Source organism: Bacillus sp. ISL-7 (assembly GCF_018613065.1).
This window is the reverse complement of record NZ_JAGGQW010000100.1, coordinates 16,291-38,893: the sequence shown is the minus strand read 5'-3', so window position 1 is coordinate 38,893 and position 22,603 is coordinate 16,291. Positions and strand designations below refer to the sequence as shown.

The window sequence follows — 22,603 nt, the reverse complement described above, 5'->3', positions numbered from 1 at the left end:
TTCATATATCGAGGAGTACAATAATGATCGTTACCAGTGGGGATTAAATAGGATGACCCCGGTACAATATCGAGGTCACCTGTTAGCTGCATAGGCCCTTTTATTAAACTGTCCATATTATGGGTTACAGTTCAAATAAGGAGTAGAGCCTTTTTTTGTTGTTTCACTAACTGGGCAGATTAGTGGAATATGTTTTCTTTAATTTCCTAACCAGTTGCGTTTCTAAAAATTGGTACATTACTCATTTAGCGATGTCCAGTATTTTTTTATTTTTTTATGTAATATAGACTTTACTTTATGTAAAGTTTATATTACATTATGTATAACAGATTTTACCAAAATTAAAATAGATAATACGAGGGGGGAAACCATGACTTATCAAGAAAAGAAAAGCATCGTATCTCTGATTAGCACCATACTCATTTTCGGAACATATTGCTTATACAGGTATCCGCGGCACCCTGAAGGAGGGCTGGCTACGCTTACGACCTTTCACTATTGGGGTTCATTCGTCCTCAACCTGATTTTGTTTTCAATAGTTGCACACATCATTATCAGCATTGTTTTTAACATCTTCTTTAGAATTACGACCGGTGAAAAGGAACCAAAATTTGCGGATGAACTGGATAAGTTAATTGACTTGAAAGCGAACCGTAATTCTTTTTTTGTATTTATCGTCGGCTTTCTACTAGCAATGGGATCACTGGTCATTTTTCAGCCGTCACCGATGATGTTCATAATTATGATCATTTCGGGATTCATTTCCGATGTGACCGGTTCAGTTACAAAACTCTATCACTATCGGAAAGGAGTCTAATAAATGGGTAAAAATCTTGTCGGCAATCATATCAGAAGATTACGATTCGACCATAATGAAATGACCCAGCTGCAACTGGCTGACAAGGTAGGCGTAACAAGACAAACCATCGTGGCTCTTGAAAAAGGAAATTACTCCCCATCTCTAGAACTTGCTTTTCGCATTGCTCGCGCCTTTAACTTACCGTTGGAAGAGATATTCTTCTATGGGGACAACACAAAAAAGTAAGAACTATGATGGTTAATTGCTTCACCGTTTTTGAATTTATTAAGAGAAGGGGATAAAAAATGAATTCAAATAAAAAAGCAGCAAAAATTGTGGGGATACTTTTTATACTGGCAGCTGTTACGGCGGTAATTGGTCTAAACTTATACAATCCTATCCTAAAGGATTCCGATTACCTGATTAAAGGTTCGGAACACACCAACCAGGTGATAATGGGAGCGATTATGGAGTTAATTCTGGTAATTTCAGCTGTTGGTACTGCAACTACAATGTTTCCATTTTTAAGAAAGTATAATGAAACGATTGCTTTATGGCATGTTTGTTTCAGGTTTCTTGAAGCGGTTATCATTATGGTTGGTGTAATAAGCGTACTGTCCTTATTGACCTTAAGCAGAGAATATGCAACAGCAAGTGTTCCGGATATTGCCTCTTATCAAGCTTCAGGTATTTTATTAAAAGCAGTACATGACTGGACATTTTTGCTTGGTCCCAATTTCATGCTGGGCATCAATACGATGATGTACAGTTATATATTTTTTAAATCAAAACTTGTACCGAGGTTTATACCCATCTTGGGTATGACAGGGGCAGCACTTGTATTTGTTGCAGCGTTGTTAGAAATGTTCGGTATTATTCAACAAGTATCAGTTTGGGGGGCAATTTTGTCACTACCGGTAGCAGCTAATGAAATGATTCTAGCAGTATGGCTTATTGTTAAAGGATTCAATGAATCTGCACTTGCTAACATATCTACAAAAAAGAAAGAGTTTGGAAGCACTGCTTGAGATAAACAGTTCCGATACAACCACCTCTTAGCAGGGAGGATAACGATTTATACGATTATTATCATTGGGAAGGTGGTTTAGTAACGGCTTCTATCCTCAACAGAAAAGACAAAGGAGATATTGTTCGTTTAATAACTGGGGAAATCGAAGAGGGTGTAAAGACCAAAACTAGTCTTAAAACCGCAAAAGGGATTGAGATTGGTAGTACGAAACAAGATGTTATCGCTTCGTATGGTTCAAGTTACTATAAAAGGACAGAACAAGGTGTTTAAATTGTCGGATACGTTGACCATAAACTTGGTGCAAACGATTGAATTCTGGCTGGTAGAAGACGGAAAAGTAGCTGAAATACGATTAGATGATACAAGCATTGACTAATTAAATTAGAATTTTAACAATGGAGGAGCTGTGGCACCTCTTTTTATATTCAAGATTTAGTTTGTGAAGGATTGTACTGTGCGAAACGTTTCCTTATAAGTGCCGAAGCACGAAATAGGAGGATTGCCGAAAGGCAATTACAACTGATTAATCGAAACTCGGAATGAGTGCCGTCATGTTGAGCTGAAACGAGTTATCTGATACTCCTACATGCACGGAATGGTAGTAGCCCGAACGTGTATGAAGCTAGGTGAAGTCGGCTGAAATGTATCTAAGTTCTTAAACAGGAATATGGTTCATGATAGGTCGGGATGCTACAAAATATCTAAGGTGAGAATGTCCAGATGGACTGACGAACTTGCGAATGTACGGGTCTAGAAACTGATACGCTCGAAAGACGTATACTGTAATTGCAGTGTCAAACACCGAAAAGTACGATTAGTACATAGGAACTTCGGAATATCTAACTAATGAGGATATAGATTTGACAGGCTTAAAGTAAGCACCTACGGATACATGTAAAGCTAGGTTAATCGGAACGTTGTAAGTAAGAAACATCCACTATAAAAACGACTACTATCGGGATGGTGTCTATTAAGATAAATAAATATCGAAGTGACTTTATTCTTGCGAAAGTAGTGATATAGTACCAATGAAACGTGTAACGAGCGTGGAGGGATAGTCCCAAGTCTTATTCTTTGAAGGCAAATCAATTTAATGAAACTCACAGGGTCGAGTAAGATGATGGGACTTTCCGCAAGGAGGAGAAACAATCCATCGGTGAGTACAGCTTTACGACATGCAGAATATTACAGTATGCAAGACAATTTCGATGACCTTTACGAGCGAAGTAAAAACAATGCGACAAAGGGTTTAAGGCTATATGATCATATCATATCTAAAGAAAATATCTTATTAGCCTTTCGAAACATCAAAGCTAATACAGGTTCAAAAACAGCTGGAACTGATGGCATCACGATTGACAAATATAAAATTGAAAACGTTGATAGATTTATTGAAGAAATTCGAAAAGCATTACAGAATTATAAACCTCAAACGGTACGAAGGGTTGAATTACCTAAACCGAACGGAAAGAAACGACCGTTAGGTATCCCGACTATGAGAGATAGATTAATTCAACAGATGTTCAAACAAGTATTAGAGCCAATTTGTGAAGCAAAATTTTATAAACATTCATATGGTTTTAGACCAAATAGGTCAACCCAACATGTAATGGCAAGGTGTCAGTTCCTAGTCAATAACGTGAAGTTGTTTCATGTAGTAGACATTGATATAAAAGGTTTCTTTGACAATGTAAGCCATTCAAAATTAATCAAACAGATGTACAGTATAGGCATACAGGACAAAAGAGTATTAACTATTGTCTCGAAAATGCTAAAGGCACCAGTAAAAGGCATAGGTGTTCCAACCAAAGGAACTCCGCAAGGAGGTATTCTGTCCCCCCTTCTATCAAACATTGTTTTAAATGATTTAGATTGGTGTATTGTTTATTCGTTCAAAAACCTCAAGAAGTCTTATTAGGTTCAGGTTTAATTGTACCAAGAGTACATAGGGAAAATGTATTTGATCAAACATCTCTGGAATGGCAAGCTATTCTTGATCTTTTACATCAAGTTAAAGCATGATCGTTGGTTGGATGCGGCGTATTTTTATATGCTGTCTGATTTTGTGGTTGCAGTAACTTTGGCTGAAACCGATATTGCGCGAGCTGTTGCCGATAAATGGATCGCAGGTCACCTATTAGATTACCTAAAGGTTCGTTTGGACCAACACTCTTGCCTGCTGTTATAATTACATCATCTAAACGGCCTTAAAATCCAAAATAACCATCTTCATCCATATAAGCAGAGTCACTAGAAACATACTGTCGCCAGGCATATGATTTATATAATTCAGTATTACCTCCACCCATACACCAAAAAATTTCTTCATTCTTTATAAACGATTCGAGATATTCCCTGTCCGTAGCAAGCTGCGAGCGATAAGCGCTAATCGCTTTCAACTTTCGAATGGATTCAGTTTCGGTCAGTGGCACCCGCACTGGCGGAGGCCACTTTACAAAGCTGGGAATTTGCTTTTCTTTATACTCATGTGACTCAAACGGCAATCTGGGGGTAATCCCACGTGGCCATGGCCATTGGGAGTCTGGTCCGCTGTGGATCAAATAGGTATACACGTGCCCTTTGTAACCAGTCGCCTGCACGGCGTCACGAACAAACAAGTAAGCTGCCTGATGATCGGGGTGCCCATCCGCACCGTCGGTGACGTAGATTTCCTTTGGCTGCAGACACCTAATCAGGTCGATTGTATCGGAGAGGGCAAATTCCTTCAGATAGGGCGCAGGCATGCCATAAACAAGCGAGTGATAGTCCGGGTGTACCATGCTATACGTATTTCTCATCAGGGTAAAGCGTTGCTGGAAAGGCTCGGGGCCCTCGGACTTATAGACACGATCCAGTCCGGCATCGGGATAGCCCAGGAAGGTAATATCCGACGGCTTTAGTCCCAACTCCGCCGTAGCAGCATACACTTCGAACTGGCGCACCCGCGCCAATTCGAAGTAATCCTCGGGACGGAGCTCGTCAATGTTCTTCTTGAGCAGCTGGGAGGCAGCCCTCGGGTAACCATCTCCATTCGTAAAGATAACAACATGAACCCGCTTTCCTGCCGCCACTGAGCGCATGATCACACCCGCTGTCCCTAGCGTCTCGTCGTCGGGATGAGGGGCGAAAATCAGCAGATCAATAGGCTTGGTGTTAGTCACGTGGTTACCTGGTTGAAGACCATAAATAGTTTTGGAAAAGTTACTCCAAATAGATGGTATAGGTACGGGTTGAACAGATAAGAAGGGTACTATTTGTATTGGAAATATTGATCCAGACAAGTGCATTGATGGTTTAGGAAACAGATAATTGTAACAGAGATAGCACGGACAAGGCTGATTTAGATAATGCCAGTAAACAGGTAGATTCATGAATGTTTTTTCTATCAACGCTTGTTCCTCCTTTCTTAATAATAGACTCTATTATTGCCTAGTAAGATGGGACAAGGGGTTTTTGAATTCGAAATACTGGGAAACTCCACGAGTAGATAAATATCTTGGAAATAATCAAATGTTCGAAAGAGTTGATGAGGAGGAAGTTGAGAACCTTTAAGTCAGTCATGAACAATCAATTAGCACCCACTTACTTTGTAGATACATAGATATGGTTAATTGAAAACGATCCATATTTTACGACATTCGGAACACCAATAAAATTAAGCGAAGATAATATTAACCTATGTAGGCGAATGTTGTTTTGTTAAAAGATAACGCCAAAACTTGACTTATCGCTAATGACCTAAAGCGAGGCGTAAAGCTCAATTTAGTTAAATGAGTTTAAAGTGTGTCCAGCGTCTAATGGCAAAGCAGAGATCCGCTTTAAGTGGGATGGAAAAAGCAGAAGGCGAGGAGCAAATTACACTAATATTTCTATGAGTTGAATATTATTTAACTGGAGGAAAATGCCAAGAGTAAGTTACCGAAGTTCAGACGTTGACAAAATGGCAAGGATTATGAGAGCAGAAGCCGAAGGTGAAGGAAAATTTTTAAATATTTAGAACATTTATACAAAATAAAATAAAACTTTTAGTAATAAAACTAAAGTATAATTATTAAAATTATTGAATAAATATTCACTTTATGTTAATTTAATAATAGTTTAAATTCTTCTGAGTTTAGACCTCCTAAAAATGGACTTAGCATAGACCACTAAGTTCAACTTTGACCTTTGATTTTATAGATCAAAGGTCTTTTTTTTCTACATTAAGTGGTGACGCTTTTTTACTAACAGAGCAGTTTACTTTAAGTGTATTTTTTCACAAAGTTATAGAAATTCCATTCTATTTAACTAGCAACAAAAGTGTTTGGGTTCACAAGAAATGCTTAGAACTGTATTGAAAATAAAGCATATCCGACAAGTCTCAGATATGCTTTCATTTTAAATACGATGAATAATAATGTTAATTTAATCAGTTATGGGGTTTACTTTGGCTTTTTTGTATTACGGCTTTTTTAGGCATAAAGCATGAAACTATTAACGCCACAAAAGAAAAAGCTAACATGAATACATAGGCATCACTTGAGCCGAAGATAGAAGTTAATTCCGCAAGTTGCTTAGCTGAAATGTTTTCATTTTCCATAGATAGCTGTGAAGCATGAGAAGTTGCTTGAATTGTATACACTGTGATGATAACTGCTGTTCCAATAGCACCTGATAATTGGCGAACAGTATTATTTACCGCTGAACCATGTGAACCCAATTCTCTTGGTAAAGCATTCAACCCTGCTGTATTTAAAGGCATCGTAATGAAGCTTAATCCTATTCGTAAAATACAGGTCCGAACCATTAAATACATAAAGGTTGTGGATTCGGTTAAATCAATTACTCCCCACATGGAAATAATGATAAATAATAAACCTGTAATAAAGAGTGGTCGAGCACCGTATTTATCATACATTCTACCTGTGACAGGTGATAAGAAAGCATTTATCACAGCTCCTGGTAATAAAAGCAATCCTGCCTCAAAAGCTGAAAAACCTCTTCCATCCTGTAAGTAAATGGGTAAAAGGATTAAGTCCGCATACATAATCATCGTAATTAGGATATTGATGAACGATGTAATAGTGAAAATTCTATACTTAAATACGGATAAATTTAATAATGGATCGTTGGATTTTATTTGACGTAAACAGAATAGAGTCGTAACGATTATTCCTACGATAATTGTTGTAATAACAATGGTAGAATCCCATCCCTTGCTTCCCGCACTACTAAATCCAAATAAAATACATCCAAATCCAATCGATGATAAAATGACACTTGCGATGTCTAATTTCGCTTTTGATGTTTCTGTAATATTCATTAAATATTTAAACGCAAGAACAATGACGATTAATATAAATGGGGCTAATCCAATAAATAGCCATCTCCATGATACATATTCAATGATAAAACCAGATAATGTAGGAGCGATGGCTGGTGCAAAAATCATTGCAAAGCCTATTGTTCCCATAATACTTCCACGCTTTTCGCTAGGATACAAATATAAAATAACTGTCATCAATAAAGGTATAATAATTCCAGCACCAATGGCTTGAATCATTCTTCCCGTTAACAGCATGCCAAAATTCATCGCACATGCACAAAGTACAGACCCGATTAATAAAAAGAACATCGAGCTAATAAATAGCTGCCTTGTTGTAAATCGTTTCATTAAAAACGCCGTAATGGGTACTAAAACACCGTTTACGAGCATAAAACCTGTTGATATCCATTGTACAGTTGAAGCTGCTACATGAAATATATCCATGAAACTACTCAATGCAACATTTAACAAAGTTTGATTTAAGGTTGATAAAAAACAGCCTGCAATCAATACAATTAATAAGATTTTTTTATTACTTTCGGTTAGTTCCTTATTCATTCATAAACTCCTTTATTTAAGACTTGCATTATCGACAACGTGTCGATAAAATACATAGTAACAAAAATATATGTTCGTAACAATGAACAGTTTTTTTGAAAATGTTTACTACTCTACATTGATAGTAGGTATTGTTGAGAAAGTGAAAAGAAAATCGATAAAGGAGTTTAAAATGTCTGAAATCAAAAAAGAAGATCCTCGTACAATACGTTCAAGAGAAATGTTTAAAAATTCTGTCTTTTCGCTCCTTTCAGAGGACTACGGTATTACAAATTTAACGGTTCAGAAAGTCGCAGCCAAAGCAGGATTAAATCGGACAACATTTTACTTACATTATCAGGATATTCAAGATTTACTAAAGCAAATTACCGATGAAATTTTAAATGAGCTATCTGATAAAATTGTTGCTTTAATACATGCAAAAGATTTATCAGAAAAACAACAGTTAACACAATTGCTTGATTATTTATATATCCATCGTAATTATTTACTTATTTTATTTAATATGAATCAGTTCGAGGAGCAATTGTTTTTATTATTAAAACAATTAGTAGGAACAAGAAGGAAGAATACCAAGAAGGATTTACCTGCTGATTATGTTGCGATTGATATTAAAACAGCCTCATTGGTAGGCATCATCATGTGGTGGATAAAGAAGGGGCTTCATTTTAGTTCAGATTATATCGCAGATCAAATTTATTTAATGTACAGAGTGCAATGATTCTAGGATCATTCATTAATAAACAAGTATTAACTAGAGATTTCCTTTCTATATAGACGGAGTTTAGTAACACAAAAGGTAGTTCATTAATCCTTCAGCCCAACACGGACTAGCAATTATTGAAGTCGAGAATGAGGAACAAGTCCCAAAATTTATCTCAGAAGATCCAGCCGTTGTTGCAGGAATAATGACAACGGAATTTTATCCGATGAAAGCAATTATAAAGAAATAATATAATCCCTTTAAAATGGGTAAGCCTCGTTTTGCTGTACTAACGGGAGCTTTACTTGAATGAGTTAAATTTAGGACCTAAATTGGTCCTATTATTTTTGTGTATTTACAGAGCGTTTGTTCGTATATAATGATTACGAGGTGAGTTATATGGCGATACGAGAGTAGAACCCTTTTCATCGTAGGATCCCTCCAAGAAATAGTGCTGTCGTCATTTTGGTGGAAACATCGAATTTACGACCTTAATTAAATCACGTTTAGATGGTTTATAATTGGTACTGTCACCGATCAACTTTACGTTGTACTGGATTTTATTATTTAACAAGATTAATTCATATCCCTCCGGTAATTCCCCGATAAAACCTTTGTAGCCTTTGTGAAGCGTTATAGGTTTATACATGTTCCCTTTCGGCAAAATCAATTCGCCTGCCGTTGGCTCTGCTAGTATATTCACTAAACAGGGCGTATTCACATTCTTATAATATAAAGTAATTTTCTTGCCAGAAATCTTTCCGCTCACGTGTGTAATCTTAAAGGGAAAATAACCAGGTCCATATATTTGTTTATTAAATTTTTCTTTGTATTCTTTTGTCAGGATGAGTTCGTTCATAAACGGATTGGCTTCATCTGATATGACTTTAATTTTAGAGATCCTGTCACTTTTCATGGATACTTCCCATATGAAGGCAATTCTTTGACATCCCGCTATACAATCATCAAAAGAATCATCTCTAAAACTCCCAATTATGACATACGTGTTTTTACCCGGGGAAGGTAAGGTTTCCAGACCGCTGATAGGGGTGTTTTCTTTGATTTCAGGGATTTTAACAGAAGGATCGATCAAAGAATTTAGTTTTGATTCGTCTCTGTCATGCAATGCCCTGGCAAAATGACGAAAAAATTCTCCGCTATTATTAGTTGATTCAGCTATTATGAATTGCGGCGCAACAAATGAAAATACAACAAGTAAAGCTAAGGTTAACATCTTTAATTTCACATCTATCATCTCCTATCTTTAGTGTCCCCAATTCTGTTTTGAGTATGTTTTATCTGTTCTTAACAAGATGTTTTATATCATTTTCCCGATTGGTAACATGGAAAATATGAATCTGCTTTATTTTCAGTGGATATAAGCGGTGACAAGCAAAAAGATAGTGTGGTAACGATTTATGCAGGGAAGAAGAATTTTCTACAATCTAAGACTTTTGTTGTATTCAAATATCTTGTTTGAAAAGTTATTATATGAGGATGTAATAATTTCAAAAGCGGTGTTCGTGGGTCTTGTTTTTCCACGTAACATCAAGTTTTCTATCAATTGTGGTACTAAAAAATTATCGTAAAAAGAGAGAAGGTATATTAGAATGTCTTTTGGTTCATTTGTCATGGCTTTTTCAATGGCGGGGATAGACTATGACATGTTAAAAAATTTAGGGATTTCTATAGGTATTTTGGTTTTATTTATACTTTTTAGAAACTTATTTACAAAGTATGTTTTTCAGTTAATTTTAAAATTGTCTAGAAAAACGCCGACTGATTTTTTCACAAAAATTTGTTTAGGGTTTGAACGTCCTTTAGGATGGTTCTTTATCATTGTAGGTTTGTATTTAGCAATGGATTATTTCCCTTTTATAGAACAACATAATACGTTATTTTTAAAATTTTTACGTTCCATGGTGATTGTTTTAATTACTTGGGGATTGTTTAATTTGTCATCTCCCACTTCGGGGATCTTAATAAGTGTTAATCAAAAGATCAATAATAAGATTGATTTAATTCTTTTACCGTTTATATCAAGAACGATTCGTGTCATCATTATTGCTATCAGTATAAGTATTATTGGCCAGGAATTTGATTATGATGTCAATGGATTGGTGGCAGGCCTTGGGTTAGGGGGTCTGGCATTTGCTTTAGCTGCAAAAGAAGCGGTTGGAAATCTAATTGGTGGAATCGTGATTGTAACAGAAAAACCTTTTTCCATTGGAGATTGGATTTTAACACCTAGCGTGGAAGGTATAGTTGAAGATATTAATTTCAGAAGTACTAAAATTCGCACTTTTAGTCAAGCTCTGGTTACAGTTCCAAATGCGACACTTGCAAACGAAGCCATTACCAATTGGAGTCGTATGGGGAAAAGACGAATCTCTTTTCACTTAGGACTTAACTATCAAACCACTAAAGACCAAATTCAAAGAGTCGTTAAACGGATTGAACAGTTGTTGAGAACTCATGAAGAGATCCATCCGGATACGATTATGGTCGCATTCGATCATTATAATGAGAGTAGTCTCGATATTCTTATCTATTTTTTCACGAATTCTACTGTTTGGGCAGAACACGTTAAAATTAAACATGAAATCAATTTAGAAATCATGGGGATATTAGAGGAAGAGGGAGTGGAAGTTGCTTTTCCAAGCCGAACCATTTACGTCACTCCACAATCAAATGAATTATTACAAACAATGGGTTCTTATGATTGAAATTAGTTTAGTTGTTCCAAAGTAAAACAAAGTTTTTGCGTTTTGCCAACTCGAAACAAAAAAATATAACCAGAAAAGGAATATTCCCCCGTGAGTGGAATGATTCCTTTTTTTTAACTGATTATAAGTCAACTTTTTTATATGATTCAGATGCTAGATATTCATTTGTTTTTTCTTTAGCAAATTGAAAGGCATCAATTTCAGTCGTTCGTTCTAGATAAGGTAATTTTTTATCCCATTCAAAATGATGTCTAAAATCAGGATTGAAGTCTTGCATAACATGACGAAATTCATGAAAAAGAGTCTCAATTAATGGGATATATTCACTGAAGCGAAAAATAAAGATAATCTTTAATTCTCTCCAATAAATACCTGAAGCGAATCGTAAATATTCATCTTCTTCATCACCTAAGTCACAAATGATTTTATTCGCTTGACGAATAGAACAAAAAACAACTGGAATATTAAAATTTGAGTCTAAGTATTTAAAAATAGTATTGTATAATGTTTTAATGTCCCAATAAAATTCATCATCCAGCACATACCAATTTTTATATTGGTGAAAAATAATGCGTTTTTGTAGAACTTGACTTAAAGACATGCATAAAAACCTCCAATACATTTTTATCAATTATTCTTATACAAAAAACATTTTTACTGAGAGTAGACTAAAAACCACAATAGGCTTCAATCTATTGTGGTTTTTAAGATTTTTCGTAAACTTTAGTCTCATCATTTACAAAATTTATATAATTTAAACGCAATGCCTAATGAAATAAAATCCTCCTGAATTTTCTTTATGTCGAACTAGGTTGGATAGATTTATGCCCGTAATACTATATTTATACTATTTTTAAAAATACTTTATACCTCTGATACATAGTTTTTTTAAAGTGAGCAGGTTCGTTGAATAAGAGAGGATTTATTTATTCTTGAAAATGAGTGCTGGTACATAAGCAAAACCCCTTCAGATACGGTTGAAGGGGTTTTTAAATACTATTTTTTCTCAATGATAACGAATAAAACACCAGTAAGAATTAGGATGGATCCTATCCAAAACGTTATACCTATGTTCTCTCCAAGAACAAGCCATCCGAGTAATGTCCCAACCACGGGTTGAAAGAAGAAAAATAGTCCTCCACTTGAAGCGTTAAGCATTTGTAATCCACGATTCCGAAGTAGAAATCCACATGCAGTGGAGAAAACGTTTATTAGGTTGGGTATACACCCAACCATTACCTGTAGAAATGTTACAAGAAGTACAATATAATAGAGAAAACTTAATAAAATATTCACCGGGCCTACTAGTAGAAGTGGCTCTTTTTCATATATTTATAGTTAAAAATAGTTAAAGTCAAAAGGAGGATTGAAATATGATTTGTGAAAACTGTCAAACAACCCAAGCGAGTTATAAGCTAAAAATATCATTTAATCAGAGTCAAAGCCACATTAGTTTGTGTACAGAATGCTATGATATCGCAAAACAAAAAATAGAAAACGGTACCATTCATTTTGATGACCAATTGTTCAATCAATTGGACACAGATGGCAGCCAGTCTGAGCAAAATGTCAATGTAAACCAGCCGAAGAATCGTGAAACAAACGGCTTTCTTGAACAACACGGACGGAACTTGACGAATGAAGCAAAAGAAGGGCGAATTGATAGCGTGATCGGTAGGGATAAAGAAATTGAACGTGTCCTTCAGATACTAAACCGTCGTACAAAAAATAATCCGGTCTTAATCGGAGAAGCAGGTGTAGGGAAAACAGCGATTGTTGAAGGCCTTGCCCTTCAAATCGTCAAAGGCAAAGTACCTGCGAAACTAAAAACGAAAGAAGTGTATTTGCTAGACATCAGTTCACTTGTAGCAGGTACATCTTACAGAGGACAATTTGAAGAAAAAATGAAACAACTTGTTACTGAATTACAACAACGTGAGAACGTCATTTTGTTCATTGATGAATTGCACATGATGGTTGGTGCTGGAGGTACGTCTAAAGGTTCAATGGACGCAGGGAACATATTAAAACCAGCGTTAGCGCGTGGTGATATCCAAGTGGTTGGAGCAACAACGATGAAAGAGTACCGCATGATTGAAAAAGATCCAGCACTTGAGCGTCGCTTCCAATCGGTGATCGTTAAAGAGCCGTCTGTTAATGAAGCGTTTGATATTCTAAAAGGAATTCGGCCAGCATATGAAAAGTATCACGATGTGATTTATTCAGATGATGTCCTAAAAGCATGCGTCACACTATCAAAACGCTATATTCAAGATCGCTTCTTACCAGATAAGGCCATCGATTTAATGGATGAGGCCGGTGCAAAGCTAAACCTTGCTCATGGAGAGCTGGATGTTGACTATTTAAACCAGCGCTTAAAAGAAATTGCTGAGGAAAAACAACAAGTAACGAAATTAGAGCACTACGAAAAAGCGGCGATTCTTCGTGATGAAGAGAGAGAAATGAAACTAATATTATCGGAATATTCAAACAATATAACGAAAGATATTACCGTAGAAATGGTCCAAGAGATTATTGAAAGAAGTACTGGAATCCCTGTACAAAAGCTACAAAAAGCAGAGCAACAAAAAATGAAAAATTTGAAAGAGAGACTAGCAAGTAAAATTATTGGTCAGGATAAAGCTATTGAAAAAGTAGCCAATGCAATCTTAAGGGCAAGTGTAGGATTAAAACCTAAAACACGTCCAACAGCTTCATTCTTATTCTTAGGTCCAACGGGTACAGGTAAAACCGAGTTAACGAAAACTCTTGCAGCGGAATTATTCGGCAGTAAAGATGCGATGATTCGTTTAGATATGAGTGAATATATGGAAAAGCATTCAGTTTCTAAGCTCATTGGTTCACCTCCTGGCTATGTCGGACATGAGGAAGCAGGTCAGTTAACGGAACAAGTTCGTAGAAACCCCTATTCAATTATTCTGCTAGATGAAATAGAAAAAGCACACCCAGATGTCATGAATGTGTTTCTTCAAATTATGGAAGATGGCAGGTTAACAGATAGCCAAGGAAGAGTCGTAAGTTTCAGTGAATCGATTATTATCATGACTTCAAATGCTGGTGTTGGCAGCAAAAAATTAGGGTCAATTGGTTTTGGTAGCGACGAACATGAAGGAGCAGAATCAAATATTATCGACAAAATCGGAAATTACTTTAAGCTTGAGTTCTTAAACCGTATCGATTCGATTATTGAGTTTAATCACCTACAAAAAGAGAACCTTGTGGAAATTATCGATATTATGATTGTAGAGCTTAAAGAAACATTAGAAGAACAAGGGATTTCGATTGAAATCGATAAGGAAGCAAAAGAAAAGATTGCGGAACTAGGTTATAGCAACGTATTTGGTGCTCGACCACTTCGACGCGCCATCCAAGAGCAAATTGAAGATAAAATCACTTCTTTAATTATTAATAGCGAAAACGTAACTGCGATCACAATATCAGTAGAAAATAATAAAATTAACGTAGCATAAGGATAGATGATCTTCATCTATCCTTTAAGCTTATCAAGAAACCCCACTTTTCAAATAGTGGGGTTTCTCTTATAAATAAATCATTTGATAGCACCAAAGGATTTGCTTAATCCCAGATACGGATTCTTGGAACCCCTGCGGTCCTTAAATAATCCAATAACTGCCCAGTATGAACGGATTCGTGATAGGCAACACGTAAAAGCATATCCCCTAAATCTCTTATGTACCCCGATTCAGAGCGGTCAATCTTTATATTTTCTAAATCACCTTCAGAAAATGACTTAATAGTTTCTATGAATTGCTTTCGGTAGGGTTCAGCAAATTCCAATTCAGCATTTACTGAAGTGAAGGGCTGATTTTCGAAAGGGGAATCGAAAACGGATAAACTCCCTCTATTTCTAATGGCAAGGTCATAATAATGTTCGCTTTCTAGTACGTGCCTAATCATTTCTAGGCAATTCATTGCTTCATCATCTGGCTTCCAGTGAAGCTTTTCTTCAGGAATAGATGTCCAGACCTTTATGCTTCTCCTTCTTACTTCATTAAAGTTTAGAATAATTAAATCGATTGACTTCATAAAAATTCCTCCTTGTAAGGCATATATAAATTATACACGAATGAACGGTTATGTAAGATACCAAAAGTAGTTATATCCATCGAACTAGAAGGGAAACATGAAAGCAACGGGGTCACCAATATAAAGTACCATTTCATACATATCCGGATCACCTTTTTCCAGATTCGGTTGAAAGTTTGGAGATTCTTTACCACCTCAAAATATAGACGAATTGTATTTTTTTGGTTTCGATTTTTAAAAAGAGGGTTTTTATGAAAGGAAATACAATATAATAAGTTAAAAGAAAAATAGGTGGGATAATATGATGAAGAAAATTGCTTATTTGTTCGCGATGATAATAGCTGCCATCAGTTTAGCCGCTTGTAATCAACAACAAGATGTGGTGAAAGAAAAACCACCTGCAACTGAACCAAAGGGAGAAAATCCATCCAAACCTGAAGAGTCTGTTACACCTGAACCAGAGCAAAAAGTGTATCAAAATGAAGTGTTTAAAGATGTAGTCGTCACGGAAACTTCAGATACACTCACACTAACCGGAAAAGCCCAAGTATTTGAAGGGGTGTTTCAATATGCTCTTTACGATGGGGAGAAAGTGGTCAAAGAAAGTAACTACCAAACAGCGGGTGCACCTGCGTGGGGTGAATTTGAAATCACTTTCGAAAAAGGATTAGTATCTTCAAATAATGCTAAATTTGAATTATTTGTTTACTCGGCAAAAGATGGATCAAAAATAAATACGTTAGAAATCCCAATTTCAAAGCCTTAACCAACTAACTTTATGTATTTTCAAAGACCTCATCATAACTGAATGCTCTTTTCTTGAATTATTTGGCATGCAAATTACCTAAAATGGATTTTGTTTTTTTGAAAAGAAGGAATGGCAGGGCATGGCCAAGAATAGGAATAGGTGAATATGAACAGAGGTGAATTGAATGCTAACAAAGGAAGAATTGATTGAAATCAAAGCACTTCAAGAGGTTTGTGAAAAAGAAGGAGGATTTCAGCTTAAACTGAATTTTGATATGCTTGAAAATCGAATCGGGAATAAAAAGGAAGACTTCTTCCATTATGAAGATGGCCGGCTTGTCGGTTTTCTTGGATGTTATGGTTTTGGAGATAAAGTGGAGCTTTGCGGGATGGTGCACCCGGATTATCGAAGGAAAGGGTTATTTTCTAAGTTGCTGGAAACGGGACTTGGAGAGGCGAAAAAACGATATACTACTGTTTTGTTAAACGCTCCAACAGAATCACATTCTGCCAAGCAGTTTTTAAAGAATATTCCTTGTGTATTTTCGTTAGCAGAATATCAAATGAAATGGCAGGAAATTGAATTGTCCGTAGATCCTAATATAACCTTAAGGAAGTCCCTTACAAATGAGGATTGGGAAGAAGAAATACGACTCGAAGTCTTGGGATTTGGATTAAATGAAAATGCAGCAAGGGAGTTTAATCAGTTGATTCGGGAGAACAGCAGGGATCAACGTTTACTTATTGAAGTAGAAGGAAGAACTGCTGGAAAAATGCGTGTTTCCGAATCCAATGGAGAAGCATGGATTTATGGTTTTGCTGTTTTTCCAGAGCTTCAGGGAAAAGGGATTGGGAGAAACGCTTTATCAAGAGTGGTAAAAATGGAACATCAAAAAGGGCTGCCTATTTTTCTAGAGGTTGAGGCCAAAAATTCCCATGCCCTTAGGCTCTATGAATCATGTGGATTTAGAAGTTACCATTCCCAGAATTACTATAAATTTCTGGATTAATTTCAAGTACTGTAGAGGGAGTTGCTTGGCGATTGCCAAGCTATTTTTTTATGGTATTAAATAGAGCAAAAATCATAAAAACTCTTAGTTCATTTTAACTGGAAGTTGAATATGGAACGTTGTGCCTTTACCAACCAAGCTTTGTACCGAAATATTTCCCCCATGCTCGTGTACCGTTGTAAATACTTGCGTCAATCCAAGGCCCGTTCCATCTGGTTTACTAGAATAAAAAGGTGTTCCTAATAGGACCAACTTTTCTTCAGGAATACCTTGCCCAGTATCACTCACCTTAATATGAATCCATCCTTCATGATAATAATGCTCAATTTTAATTTTTCCATCGTCCATTATTGCTTCAATGGCATTCTTGATCAGATTGAAAAAAGATTTTAAGAGTAAATTTTTCTTTCCAAAAAATCGCTTATCAGAATCCCTTAAGTCCATTTCAACCTCAACGGAATAAAGTTTTTCTTGAAATAAAAGCAAAATAGAATTTAACTCTTTACATAAGTCAATCAATATCAGTGGTTCGTCTAGTAAGTCGGGTTTGGATACCTGCAATAGATTCTGTAGTGTTTGAAATGCTTTTTCTAATTCGCTTTCCATTGTATCTAAATAAGGATGATTATGAGATTCTTTAATTAATTGTAAAAATCCCTTGACTGCCGTTAAGGGGTTTTTAACCTCATGAACAATCCCAGCTGCTAATTGCCCAAGTGAAGCTAATTTTTCTCGATCCTTCAACCGTTTCTCAGCAATTTTCCTCTTGGTAATGTCTTGAATAATAACCTGAGCCAATACTTTATTTTCAAAATAAAACGGTATGGTCATTATTTCAACATCTGCAACTTCCCCATGATTTTTAATAATTTTTATATCCATTTCTTTAATGATTTCTTGTTTTTCGATTACCCTGGTTAATCCTTCATTGCACATATCATGAAGATCAGGAGGGAGGAATTGGCTTATTTTTTTATTTAATATTTGATCGAGAGATGTAAGATTTAATAATCGTAAACCAGCTTTATTACAGTAGCGGATCGTTTGATCTTCACAAACAATCAATATCGAGTTAAGGGAATTCTCAACTAATTGGTGAAAGTCTAAATTATCTATTGTTAGATTCAATTAAATCCCCACTTTTTATCTCTTTTTGTCAGCAATTAGTTTATCAATAAACTTGCTAAACTTAAATACCAATTTATGTATTCAATCGTATAGAAACCACTAAAAAACAAAATGTTCACAGAATCGACATAATTATTTAAAGGTAGCGCAAAATAATAGTTAAAAGTCATGAAAAGTTAGAGAGAATACCATGCGATTATGCTATTTTATTTCACGTTCCTTTTAAGTTTGCAAAATAAAACGGATGTACTTTGAAAGGATATGTAAAATGAAAAATAATTTTGTCATTATCATTGGTTTGATTGTATTCATACTTATTAATTCATTTCCATTTCCTGCTCAGGCTGCTGGTATTAAACCTAGTAATATTTATTTGGTAAAATCAGGGGATACTTTACCTGGAATAGCAAGTAGATATAACACTTCTGTTAATGATCTCAAGTTAAGCAATGGATTGCAATCCAATTCATTATTAGTAGGTCAGAAGTTGTGGGTTCCAATCATGTATCAAGTCGTTGCCGGAGATACCCTGAGGGGAATTTCATCAGCCTTTCATTCTACAGTCGACAGTATAAAAGCAAACAATCAACTTTCATCTGAATACCTTTATATCGGCCAAGTATTAAAGATTCCTCCTAAAAAAATGACCATGCAAGGTCAGCATATCCTAATGACGAGAGAGGAATTTAAGGACTGGTTATTTAACGCTAGAATTAATAGGAAGGTAACAATCATTCAACAGCATCACACATGGCTACCGTCATATAAGCATTTTAATGGATCCAATCATTTTAGAATGTTGATGGGGATGGAAAATTTCCATAAGAGAAGAATGGGCTGGCGTAATATCGCTCAAAATATTACCACCTTTCCGGATGGTAGAGTAGCCGTTTCGAGGCCTTTAAACATAGCACCTGAAGGTACAATTGGGCCAAAGGCTAACAGCACAGGAATCACCATCGAAAATGTTGGCAACTTCGATAAAGGTCATGATGTCATGACTGCGGAACAGAAGGAAACCATTGTTTATATTACCGCCATGTTATCTATAAAATTCGGGTTAACTCCTTCCATTGATAGTATTACTTATCATCATTGGTGGAATTTGAGAACGAAGGAAAGAGTGCTAGATATAGGGCCAGATTATAATGTAAAAACGTGCCCAGGGACAGGATTTTTCGGGGGAAATTCCACAACTAGTGCGATTAACAATTTTTATCCCCTCGTGTCACGCAAGATGCAAGAAATTTTAGCGACTAAGCATTGAACAAATATTTCATGAGGACAAATTTTATCTATTATTTTGGAAATCTGTCCTCATGAGCACACTCCATGAGAACTGGTTTATCTTTTTTTATTTGGATTTGAACTAGCATCTAAATATGTAGTTTTTTTATGAACTATTAATCAGAATTTATAATCATACCTTTGAACTCATAAGTGCAACTACGCCACTGTCTACGCCTTTACAGGCTCGCCAGTGGCGATTTTTCTTTATGCGGCAAAAGACTTTTTACTTATCGCTAAAATCTTTTCTTTTTTTTCTTAACCACGTTATGATTGATAAAATAATAGATAGGAAAAAGAGGAACGCATATAATACCCAAGGATAATCAATGATTACCCTTGACTGCCATGGCCAGAGAAATTTTTCCATTTTTGATTCAACTCCTATTTATCGATCATCCACTTTTTTTCATTTGTGTAATGGATATTTGCTTACGAATGCATGCCACGATTAAAAGAAGGATTGGGAATACAATAAAAGGTAATAATCCTAAATTCCCAAGGGATTTATTAGAAGACCAATGTTCCGAGGTGCTTCTTGATATGTTATTTCCTAAATAAAGGACAATGGCTGCTGTAGGAAGAACGAGTACCCTGCTGTCACGAAGGTACAACAATTGCTGTATTCCTCGAATGGCTCCATACATTTGTATCGTCACTTTAAAAAAGGCGGTTCCCATAAAATACAATATTCCCAACGCATCAAGATTTTCAAGAAAGTCCGCAACTGAAATAACTTTGACTAACCTGTATAAAGGATAGACACTGGTTGAAAAGGTGCCTTCACCAAAGGTAAGAACAGCCAGTGCATCAAAAATTGAAAGAAGAATTCCGTAAGAAACCGTTGCTAAAAGAGTTGATTTCATAATGCGTTTCGGATTTATCACTAATGTCCAGATCATGGCGAATTCAAGGGTTTCTCCAAATGATTGTTGGATGCCGCTTGGCCATACGGATTTCCAAATGCGCCCCCATCCTGCTCCTAAAACCGGCTGCAAATTCTTGATATCGGTTATATCCGAAGCAAATATTAAGATGATCTCAAGGAAAAACAAAACTAAGATGACAGGTAAAATTAATTCTGCAAGCCGGGCTATCACCTCAATCCCACTATATAACGCATAAGTGATAGCAATCATAAATACGCCGAGTATAATCCAACTAGGCGTACCTGGCAAAATGGTGGTTGGGATGAGATCCTTTATATCACCCAGCGTCCGACTTGAGTTATATAAAAAATGAAGCATATAAAACCAAGCAATTGGAGTGCCGAGCCATTGGCCAAACTGGGCAGGAAACCATTCAACAAGAGTCAATCCCGGCTGAAGTCGCATTAAGATGAGAAACATAATGATGAGGCATGTCCCGATTCCAGTACATATTAAGGTAGATAGCCAAGCATCACTCCCGGCTACCGAAGAAAATCCAAATATCACCGACGTACCAATTTGAAATATTAAAGTAAGCATAAATAATTGGATGATTGAGATTCTCTCCACGGCTTTTTTACCTCCTAACCCATTTTTTGTTAGCTCATTCAGTATTAACATAAACAAAATTATTGACTATATCCTCAAATTATTTTTATATCTGGTTAAAATATGAAAAAGATTGGAAATTGGAGGTGGTCAGAGGAAATGGGAACAATGAGCTGGAAAGGGAAGAAGATTTCAAAATCGAATCAAAGTCAAAAGCAATGGTCATATAACCAGGAGGATGATTCCAACAGCTATCAACTAAAAGGTCATTTTCAGGATGAATTAAAAAAGTTGAAAATGATTTTTGAACGATCTTCCGATATTGTTTTCCGTGAATTTCAGCTAGCTGGGATACAAAAAGGAGGTCTTATTTATTTAGATGGCTTGGTGGATATACAGATGATTGATTCTGACGTGTTGAAACCATTATTGGATATTGGGAAAGGGACGTCTCTTTCCGCAACAATACCATTAAAAAAAATGGACACTTTTCTTCAGGATTCAATCATCTATGTTTCGCAGGTGAGTATAGGGACGACGATAAAGGAAGTCGTAGATCATATTTTGAATGGGGACACCGTTCTATTATTGGATGGAGTAAATCAAGCCCTTTTTATCAGCGCTCAAGCTTGGGAAATGAGATCCGTCGAAGAGCCAGCGACGGAAGCGGTGATTCGGGGTCCAAGGGAAGGATTCACAGAAAACCTGAGAACCAACACCAGTCTTGTTCGTAGAAGGCTAAAAACGCCTCAACTCAAAATGGAATCCATGACTGTAGGGCGGTTATCCAATACAAAAATGGTCATAACCTATCTAGAGGATATTGCGGAGACATCACTCATAGCCGAGGTCAAGGAAAGAATCAGTCAAATCGATATCGATGCCATTTTAGATAGCGGTTATATCGAAGAACTTATTCAGGACAATCCCTTATCCGTTTTCCCCCAAGTAAACAATACAGAACGTCCGGATAAAGTAGCTGCTTATTTATTGGAAGGGAAAATTGGGATTCTCATTGATAATACTCCCTTTGCTCTGCTTGTCCCGGTTAGTTTTTATGAAATGCTCCAATCGAGTGAGGATTACTATCAACATTTTATGGTTGCGACGGTAATCCGATGGCTTCGCTTCCTCATGTTGGCGGGCGCCTTGCTTTTACCTTCTCTTTATATTGCGATCACGTCCTTCCATCAAGAAATGCTTCCCACTACTCTATTACTGAGTGTGACTTCAAGCAGAGAAACGGTTCCTTTTCCAGCCTTAGTGGAAGCTTTCATAATGGAAATCTCATTCGAGGCTTTGCGGGAAGCTGGTGTACGATTGCCACGGCCTGTTGGACAGGCGGTTAGTATTGTTGGAGCACTTGTGATTGGACAGGCAGCGGTACAGGCGGGAATTGTTTCCGCTTCAATGGTTATTATCGTTTCCATAACAGGTATATCTTCGTTTATTTTCCCAGTCTTTAGTCAGGGAGTCGCCATTCGTTTGCTCCGTTTTCCCATGATGATGTGTGCTGGGACACTCGGGTTGTACGGCATCTTGGTGGCAAGTTTGATTCTTTTAACTCATTTGGCCCGGCTTCGCTCATTCGGTGTTCCTTATTTGTCTCCTGTGGCACCTATGAATTTCTCCAGTCTTAAGGATATTTATGTACGTGCACCTTGGTGGAAAATGGTAGATCGTTCCGATCAGACGGGGAAAAAGAATCGTAAACGAATGAATCATTTAATGCGTCCACGGCCGCCTCAACGTAGGAACTAGCGG

The 22,603-nt window shown here is 36.4% G+C and carries 19 protein-coding genes and 4 pseudogenes; 15 read left to right on the top strand and 8 right to left on the bottom strand.

Going from position 1 to position 22,603, the window contains the following annotated elements; genetic code table 11:
- The first annotated feature begins 7 nt into the window (after window positions 1–7).
- The 7 genes and pseudogenes from J7E66_RS30515 to J7E66_RS30485 all read left to right on the top strand — a co-directional run.
- Window positions 8–94 carry an IS3 family transposase gene (locus J7E66_RS30515; RefSeq protein WP_308162636.1) on the top strand — a complete coding sequence of 29 codons (87 nt, stop codon included), beginning with the start codon at window positions 8–10 and terminating at the stop codon, window positions 92–94.
- A 276-nt stretch (window positions 95–370) separates the two neighbouring features.
- Window positions 371–817 carry a hypothetical protein gene (locus J7E66_RS30510; protein WP_215007582.1) on the top strand — a complete coding sequence of 149 codons (447 nt, stop codon included), beginning with the start codon at window positions 371–373 and terminating at the stop codon, window positions 815–817.
- Window positions 818–820: 3 nt separating this feature from the next.
- Entirely contained in the window at window positions 821–1,045 is a 225-nt protein-coding gene (locus J7E66_RS30505) for a helix-turn-helix transcriptional regulator (RefSeq protein WP_215007579.1), read from the top strand.
- Between the two features lie 59 nt (window positions 1,046–1,104).
- Window positions 1,105–1,827 (top strand): DUF4386 domain-containing protein, encoded by a 723-nt coding sequence (locus J7E66_RS30500; protein ID WP_215007576.1) that lies wholly within the window; start codon window positions 1,105–1,107, stop codon window positions 1,825–1,827.
- A 198-nt stretch (window positions 1,828–2,025) separates the two neighbouring features.
- Entirely contained in the window at window positions 2,026–2,205 is a 180-nt protein-coding gene (locus J7E66_RS30495) for a hypothetical protein (protein ID WP_215007573.1), read from the top strand.
- 780 nt (window positions 2,206–2,985) lie between these two features.
- Window positions 2,986–3,735, top strand: a pseudogene (locus J7E66_RS30490) (reverse transcriptase domain-containing protein); the annotation flags it as partial.
- Between the two features lie 114 nt (window positions 3,736–3,849).
- Window positions 3,850–3,957: pseudogene (locus J7E66_RS30485) on the top strand (DNA alkylation repair protein); the annotation flags it as partial.
- A gap of 79 nt (window positions 3,958–4,036) precedes the next feature.
- Here the strand turns inward: J7E66_RS30485 and J7E66_RS30480 are convergent.
- The gene (locus J7E66_RS30480) at window positions 4,037–5,218 is read right to left on the bottom strand and encodes a PIG-L deacetylase family protein (RefSeq protein ID WP_215007571.1); all 1,182 of its coding nucleotides are present in this window, start codon (window positions 5,216–5,218) and stop codon (window positions 4,037–4,039) included.
- A gap of 512 nt (window positions 5,219–5,730) precedes the next feature.
- On the opposite strand from J7E66_RS30480, the pseudogene J7E66_RS32190 reads away from it, so the two are divergent.
- Window positions 5,731–5,811 (top strand): annotated as a pseudogene (locus tag J7E66_RS32190) (cell wall hydrolase); the annotation flags it as partial.
- Between the two features lie 426 nt (window positions 5,812–6,237).
- On the opposite strand, the gene J7E66_RS30475 reads toward J7E66_RS32190, so the two are convergent.
- Window positions 6,238–7,692: a DHA2 family efflux MFS transporter permease subunit gene (locus tag J7E66_RS30475; protein WP_215007569.1), complete on the bottom strand. Its 1,455-nt coding sequence runs from the start codon at window positions 7,690–7,692 to the stop codon at window positions 6,238–6,240.
- A gap of 172 nt (window positions 7,693–7,864) precedes the next feature.
- Between J7E66_RS30475 and J7E66_RS30470 the strand changes: the two genes are divergently transcribed.
- Window positions 7,865–8,413: a TetR/AcrR family transcriptional regulator gene (locus J7E66_RS30470; RefSeq protein WP_215007567.1), complete on the top strand. Its 549-nt coding sequence runs from the start codon at window positions 7,865–7,867 to the stop codon at window positions 8,411–8,413.
- Between the two features lie 442 nt (window positions 8,414–8,855).
- On the opposite strand, the gene J7E66_RS30465 is transcribed toward J7E66_RS30470, so the two are convergent.
- On the bottom strand, window positions 8,856–9,641 hold the full coding sequence (locus J7E66_RS30465; RefSeq protein ID WP_215007565.1) for a hypothetical protein: 786 nt from the start codon (window positions 9,639–9,641) through the stop codon (window positions 8,856–8,858).
- A gap of 385 nt (window positions 9,642–10,026) precedes the next feature.
- Here J7E66_RS30465 and J7E66_RS30460 point away from each other — a divergent pair, with 385 nt between their 5' ends.
- Window positions 10,027–11,121: a mechanosensitive ion channel family protein gene (locus J7E66_RS30460; RefSeq protein ID WP_251033217.1), complete on the top strand. Its 1,095-nt coding sequence runs from the start codon at window positions 10,027–10,029 to the stop codon at window positions 11,119–11,121.
- Between the two features lie 121 nt (window positions 11,122–11,242).
- Here the strand turns inward: J7E66_RS30460 and J7E66_RS30455 are convergent, their stop codons facing one another.
- Window positions 11,243–11,722: a DUF3920 family protein gene (locus J7E66_RS30455; RefSeq protein WP_215007563.1), complete on the bottom strand. Its 480-nt coding sequence runs from the start codon at window positions 11,720–11,722 to the stop codon at window positions 11,243–11,245.
- A 395-nt stretch (window positions 11,723–12,117) separates the two neighbouring features.
- Window positions 12,118–12,333, bottom strand: a pseudogene (locus J7E66_RS30450) (EamA family transporter); the annotation flags it as partial.
- Window positions 12,334–12,494: 161 nt separating this feature from the next.
- On the opposite strand from J7E66_RS30450, the gene J7E66_RS30445 reads away from it, so the two are divergent.
- Window positions 12,495–14,612, top strand: coding sequence for an ATP-dependent Clp protease ATP-binding subunit (locus J7E66_RS30445; protein WP_215007561.1), 2,118 nt, complete (start codon window positions 12,495–12,497; stop codon window positions 14,610–14,612).
- Between the two features lie 106 nt (window positions 14,613–14,718).
- Here the strand turns inward: J7E66_RS30445 and J7E66_RS30440 are convergent, their stop codons facing one another.
- Entirely contained in the window at window positions 14,719–15,189 is a 471-nt protein-coding gene (locus J7E66_RS30440; protein ID WP_215007558.1) for a DinB family protein, read from the bottom strand.
- A gap of 301 nt (window positions 15,190–15,490) precedes the next feature.
- On the opposite strand from J7E66_RS30440, the gene J7E66_RS30435 reads away from it, so the two are divergent.
- Together J7E66_RS30435 and J7E66_RS30430 are read left to right on the top strand one after the other, a co-directional pair.
- Entirely contained in the window at window positions 15,491–15,955 is a 465-nt protein-coding gene (locus J7E66_RS30435) for a Gmad2 immunoglobulin-like domain-containing protein (RefSeq protein WP_215007555.1), read from the top strand.
- Between the two features lie 166 nt (window positions 15,956–16,121).
- Window positions 16,122–16,946 carry a GNAT family N-acetyltransferase gene (locus J7E66_RS30430; RefSeq protein WP_215007552.1) on the top strand — a complete coding sequence of 275 codons (825 nt, stop codon included), beginning with the start codon at window positions 16,122–16,124 and terminating at the stop codon, window positions 16,944–16,946.
- An 84-nt stretch (window positions 16,947–17,030) separates the two neighbouring features.
- Here the strand turns inward: J7E66_RS30430 and J7E66_RS30425 are convergent, their stop codons facing one another.
- Window positions 17,031–18,074, bottom strand: coding sequence for a two-component system sensor histidine kinase NtrB (locus J7E66_RS30425; RefSeq protein WP_215007549.1), 1,044 nt, complete (start codon window positions 18,072–18,074; stop codon window positions 17,031–17,033).
- A 268-nt stretch (window positions 18,075–18,342) separates the two neighbouring features.
- Between J7E66_RS30425 and J7E66_RS30420 the strand changes: the two genes are divergently transcribed.
- Complete coding sequence (locus J7E66_RS30420) at window positions 18,343–19,341, top strand: peptidoglycan recognition protein family protein (RefSeq protein WP_215007546.1); 999 nt, start codon at window positions 18,343–18,345, stop codon at window positions 19,339–19,341.
- Window positions 19,342–19,756: 415 nt separating this feature from the next.
- Here J7E66_RS30420 and J7E66_RS30415 read toward each other — a convergent pair whose 3' ends face one another.
- The gene (locus J7E66_RS30415; RefSeq protein ID WP_215007543.1) at window positions 19,757–20,860 is read right to left on the bottom strand and encodes a GerAB/ArcD/ProY family transporter; all 1,104 of its coding nucleotides are present in this window, start codon (window positions 20,858–20,860) and stop codon (window positions 19,757–19,759) included.
- A 138-nt stretch (window positions 20,861–20,998) separates the two neighbouring features.
- On the opposite strand from J7E66_RS30415, the gene J7E66_RS30410 reads away from it, so the two are divergent.
- Complete coding sequence (locus J7E66_RS30410) at window positions 20,999–22,600, top strand: spore germination protein (RefSeq protein ID WP_215007540.1); 1,602 nt, start codon at window positions 20,999–21,001, stop codon at window positions 22,598–22,600.
- Window positions 22,601–22,603 lie beyond the last annotated feature (3 nt).

Excerpts from the sequence above, each read along its gene's own strand:
- J7E66_RS30475 (WP_215007569.1), bottom strand. The coding sequence starts at position 7,692 with ATGAATAAGGAACTAACCGAAAGTAATAAAAAAATCTTATTAATTGTA.
- J7E66_RS30455 (WP_215007563.1), bottom strand. The coding sequence starts at position 11,722 with ATGTCTTTAAGTCAAGTTCTACAAAAACGCATTATTTTTCACCAATAT.
- J7E66_RS30510 (WP_215007582.1), top strand. The coding sequence starts at position 371 with ATGACTTATCAAGAAAAGAAAAGCATCGTATCTCTGATTAGCACCATA.
- J7E66_RS30445 (WP_215007561.1), top strand. The coding sequence starts at position 12,495 with ATGATTTGTGAAAACTGTCAAACAACCCAAGCGAGTTATAAGCTAAAA.
- J7E66_RS30505 (WP_215007579.1), top strand. The coding sequence starts at position 821 with ATGGGTAAAAATCTTGTCGGCAATCATATCAGAAGATTACGATTCGAC.
- J7E66_RS30420 (WP_215007546.1), top strand. The coding sequence starts at position 18,343 with ATGAAAAATAATTTTGTCATTATCATTGGTTTGATTGTATTCATACTT.
- J7E66_RS30435 (WP_215007555.1), top strand. The coding sequence starts at position 15,491 with ATGATGAAGAAAATTGCTTATTTGTTCGCGATGATAATAGCTGCCATC.
- J7E66_RS30500 (WP_215007576.1), top strand. The coding sequence starts at position 1,105 with ATGAATTCAAATAAAAAAGCAGCAAAAATTGTGGGGATACTTTTTATA.
- J7E66_RS30410 (WP_215007540.1), top strand. The coding sequence starts at position 20,999 with ATGGGAACAATGAGCTGGAAAGGGAAGAAGATTTCAAAATCGAATCAA.
- J7E66_RS30430 (WP_215007552.1), top strand. The coding sequence starts at position 16,122 with ATGCTAACAAAGGAAGAATTGATTGAAATCAAAGCACTTCAAGAGGTT.
- J7E66_RS30460 (WP_251033217.1), top strand. The coding sequence starts at position 10,027 with ATGGCTTTTTCAATGGCGGGGATAGACTATGACATGTTAAAAAATTTA.
- J7E66_RS30470 (WP_215007567.1), top strand. The coding sequence starts at position 7,865 with ATGTCTGAAATCAAAAAAGAAGATCCTCGTACAATACGTTCAAGAGAA.
- J7E66_RS30440 (WP_215007558.1), bottom strand. The coding sequence starts at position 15,189 with ATGAAGTCAATCGATTTAATTATTCTAAACTTTAATGAAGTAAGAAGG.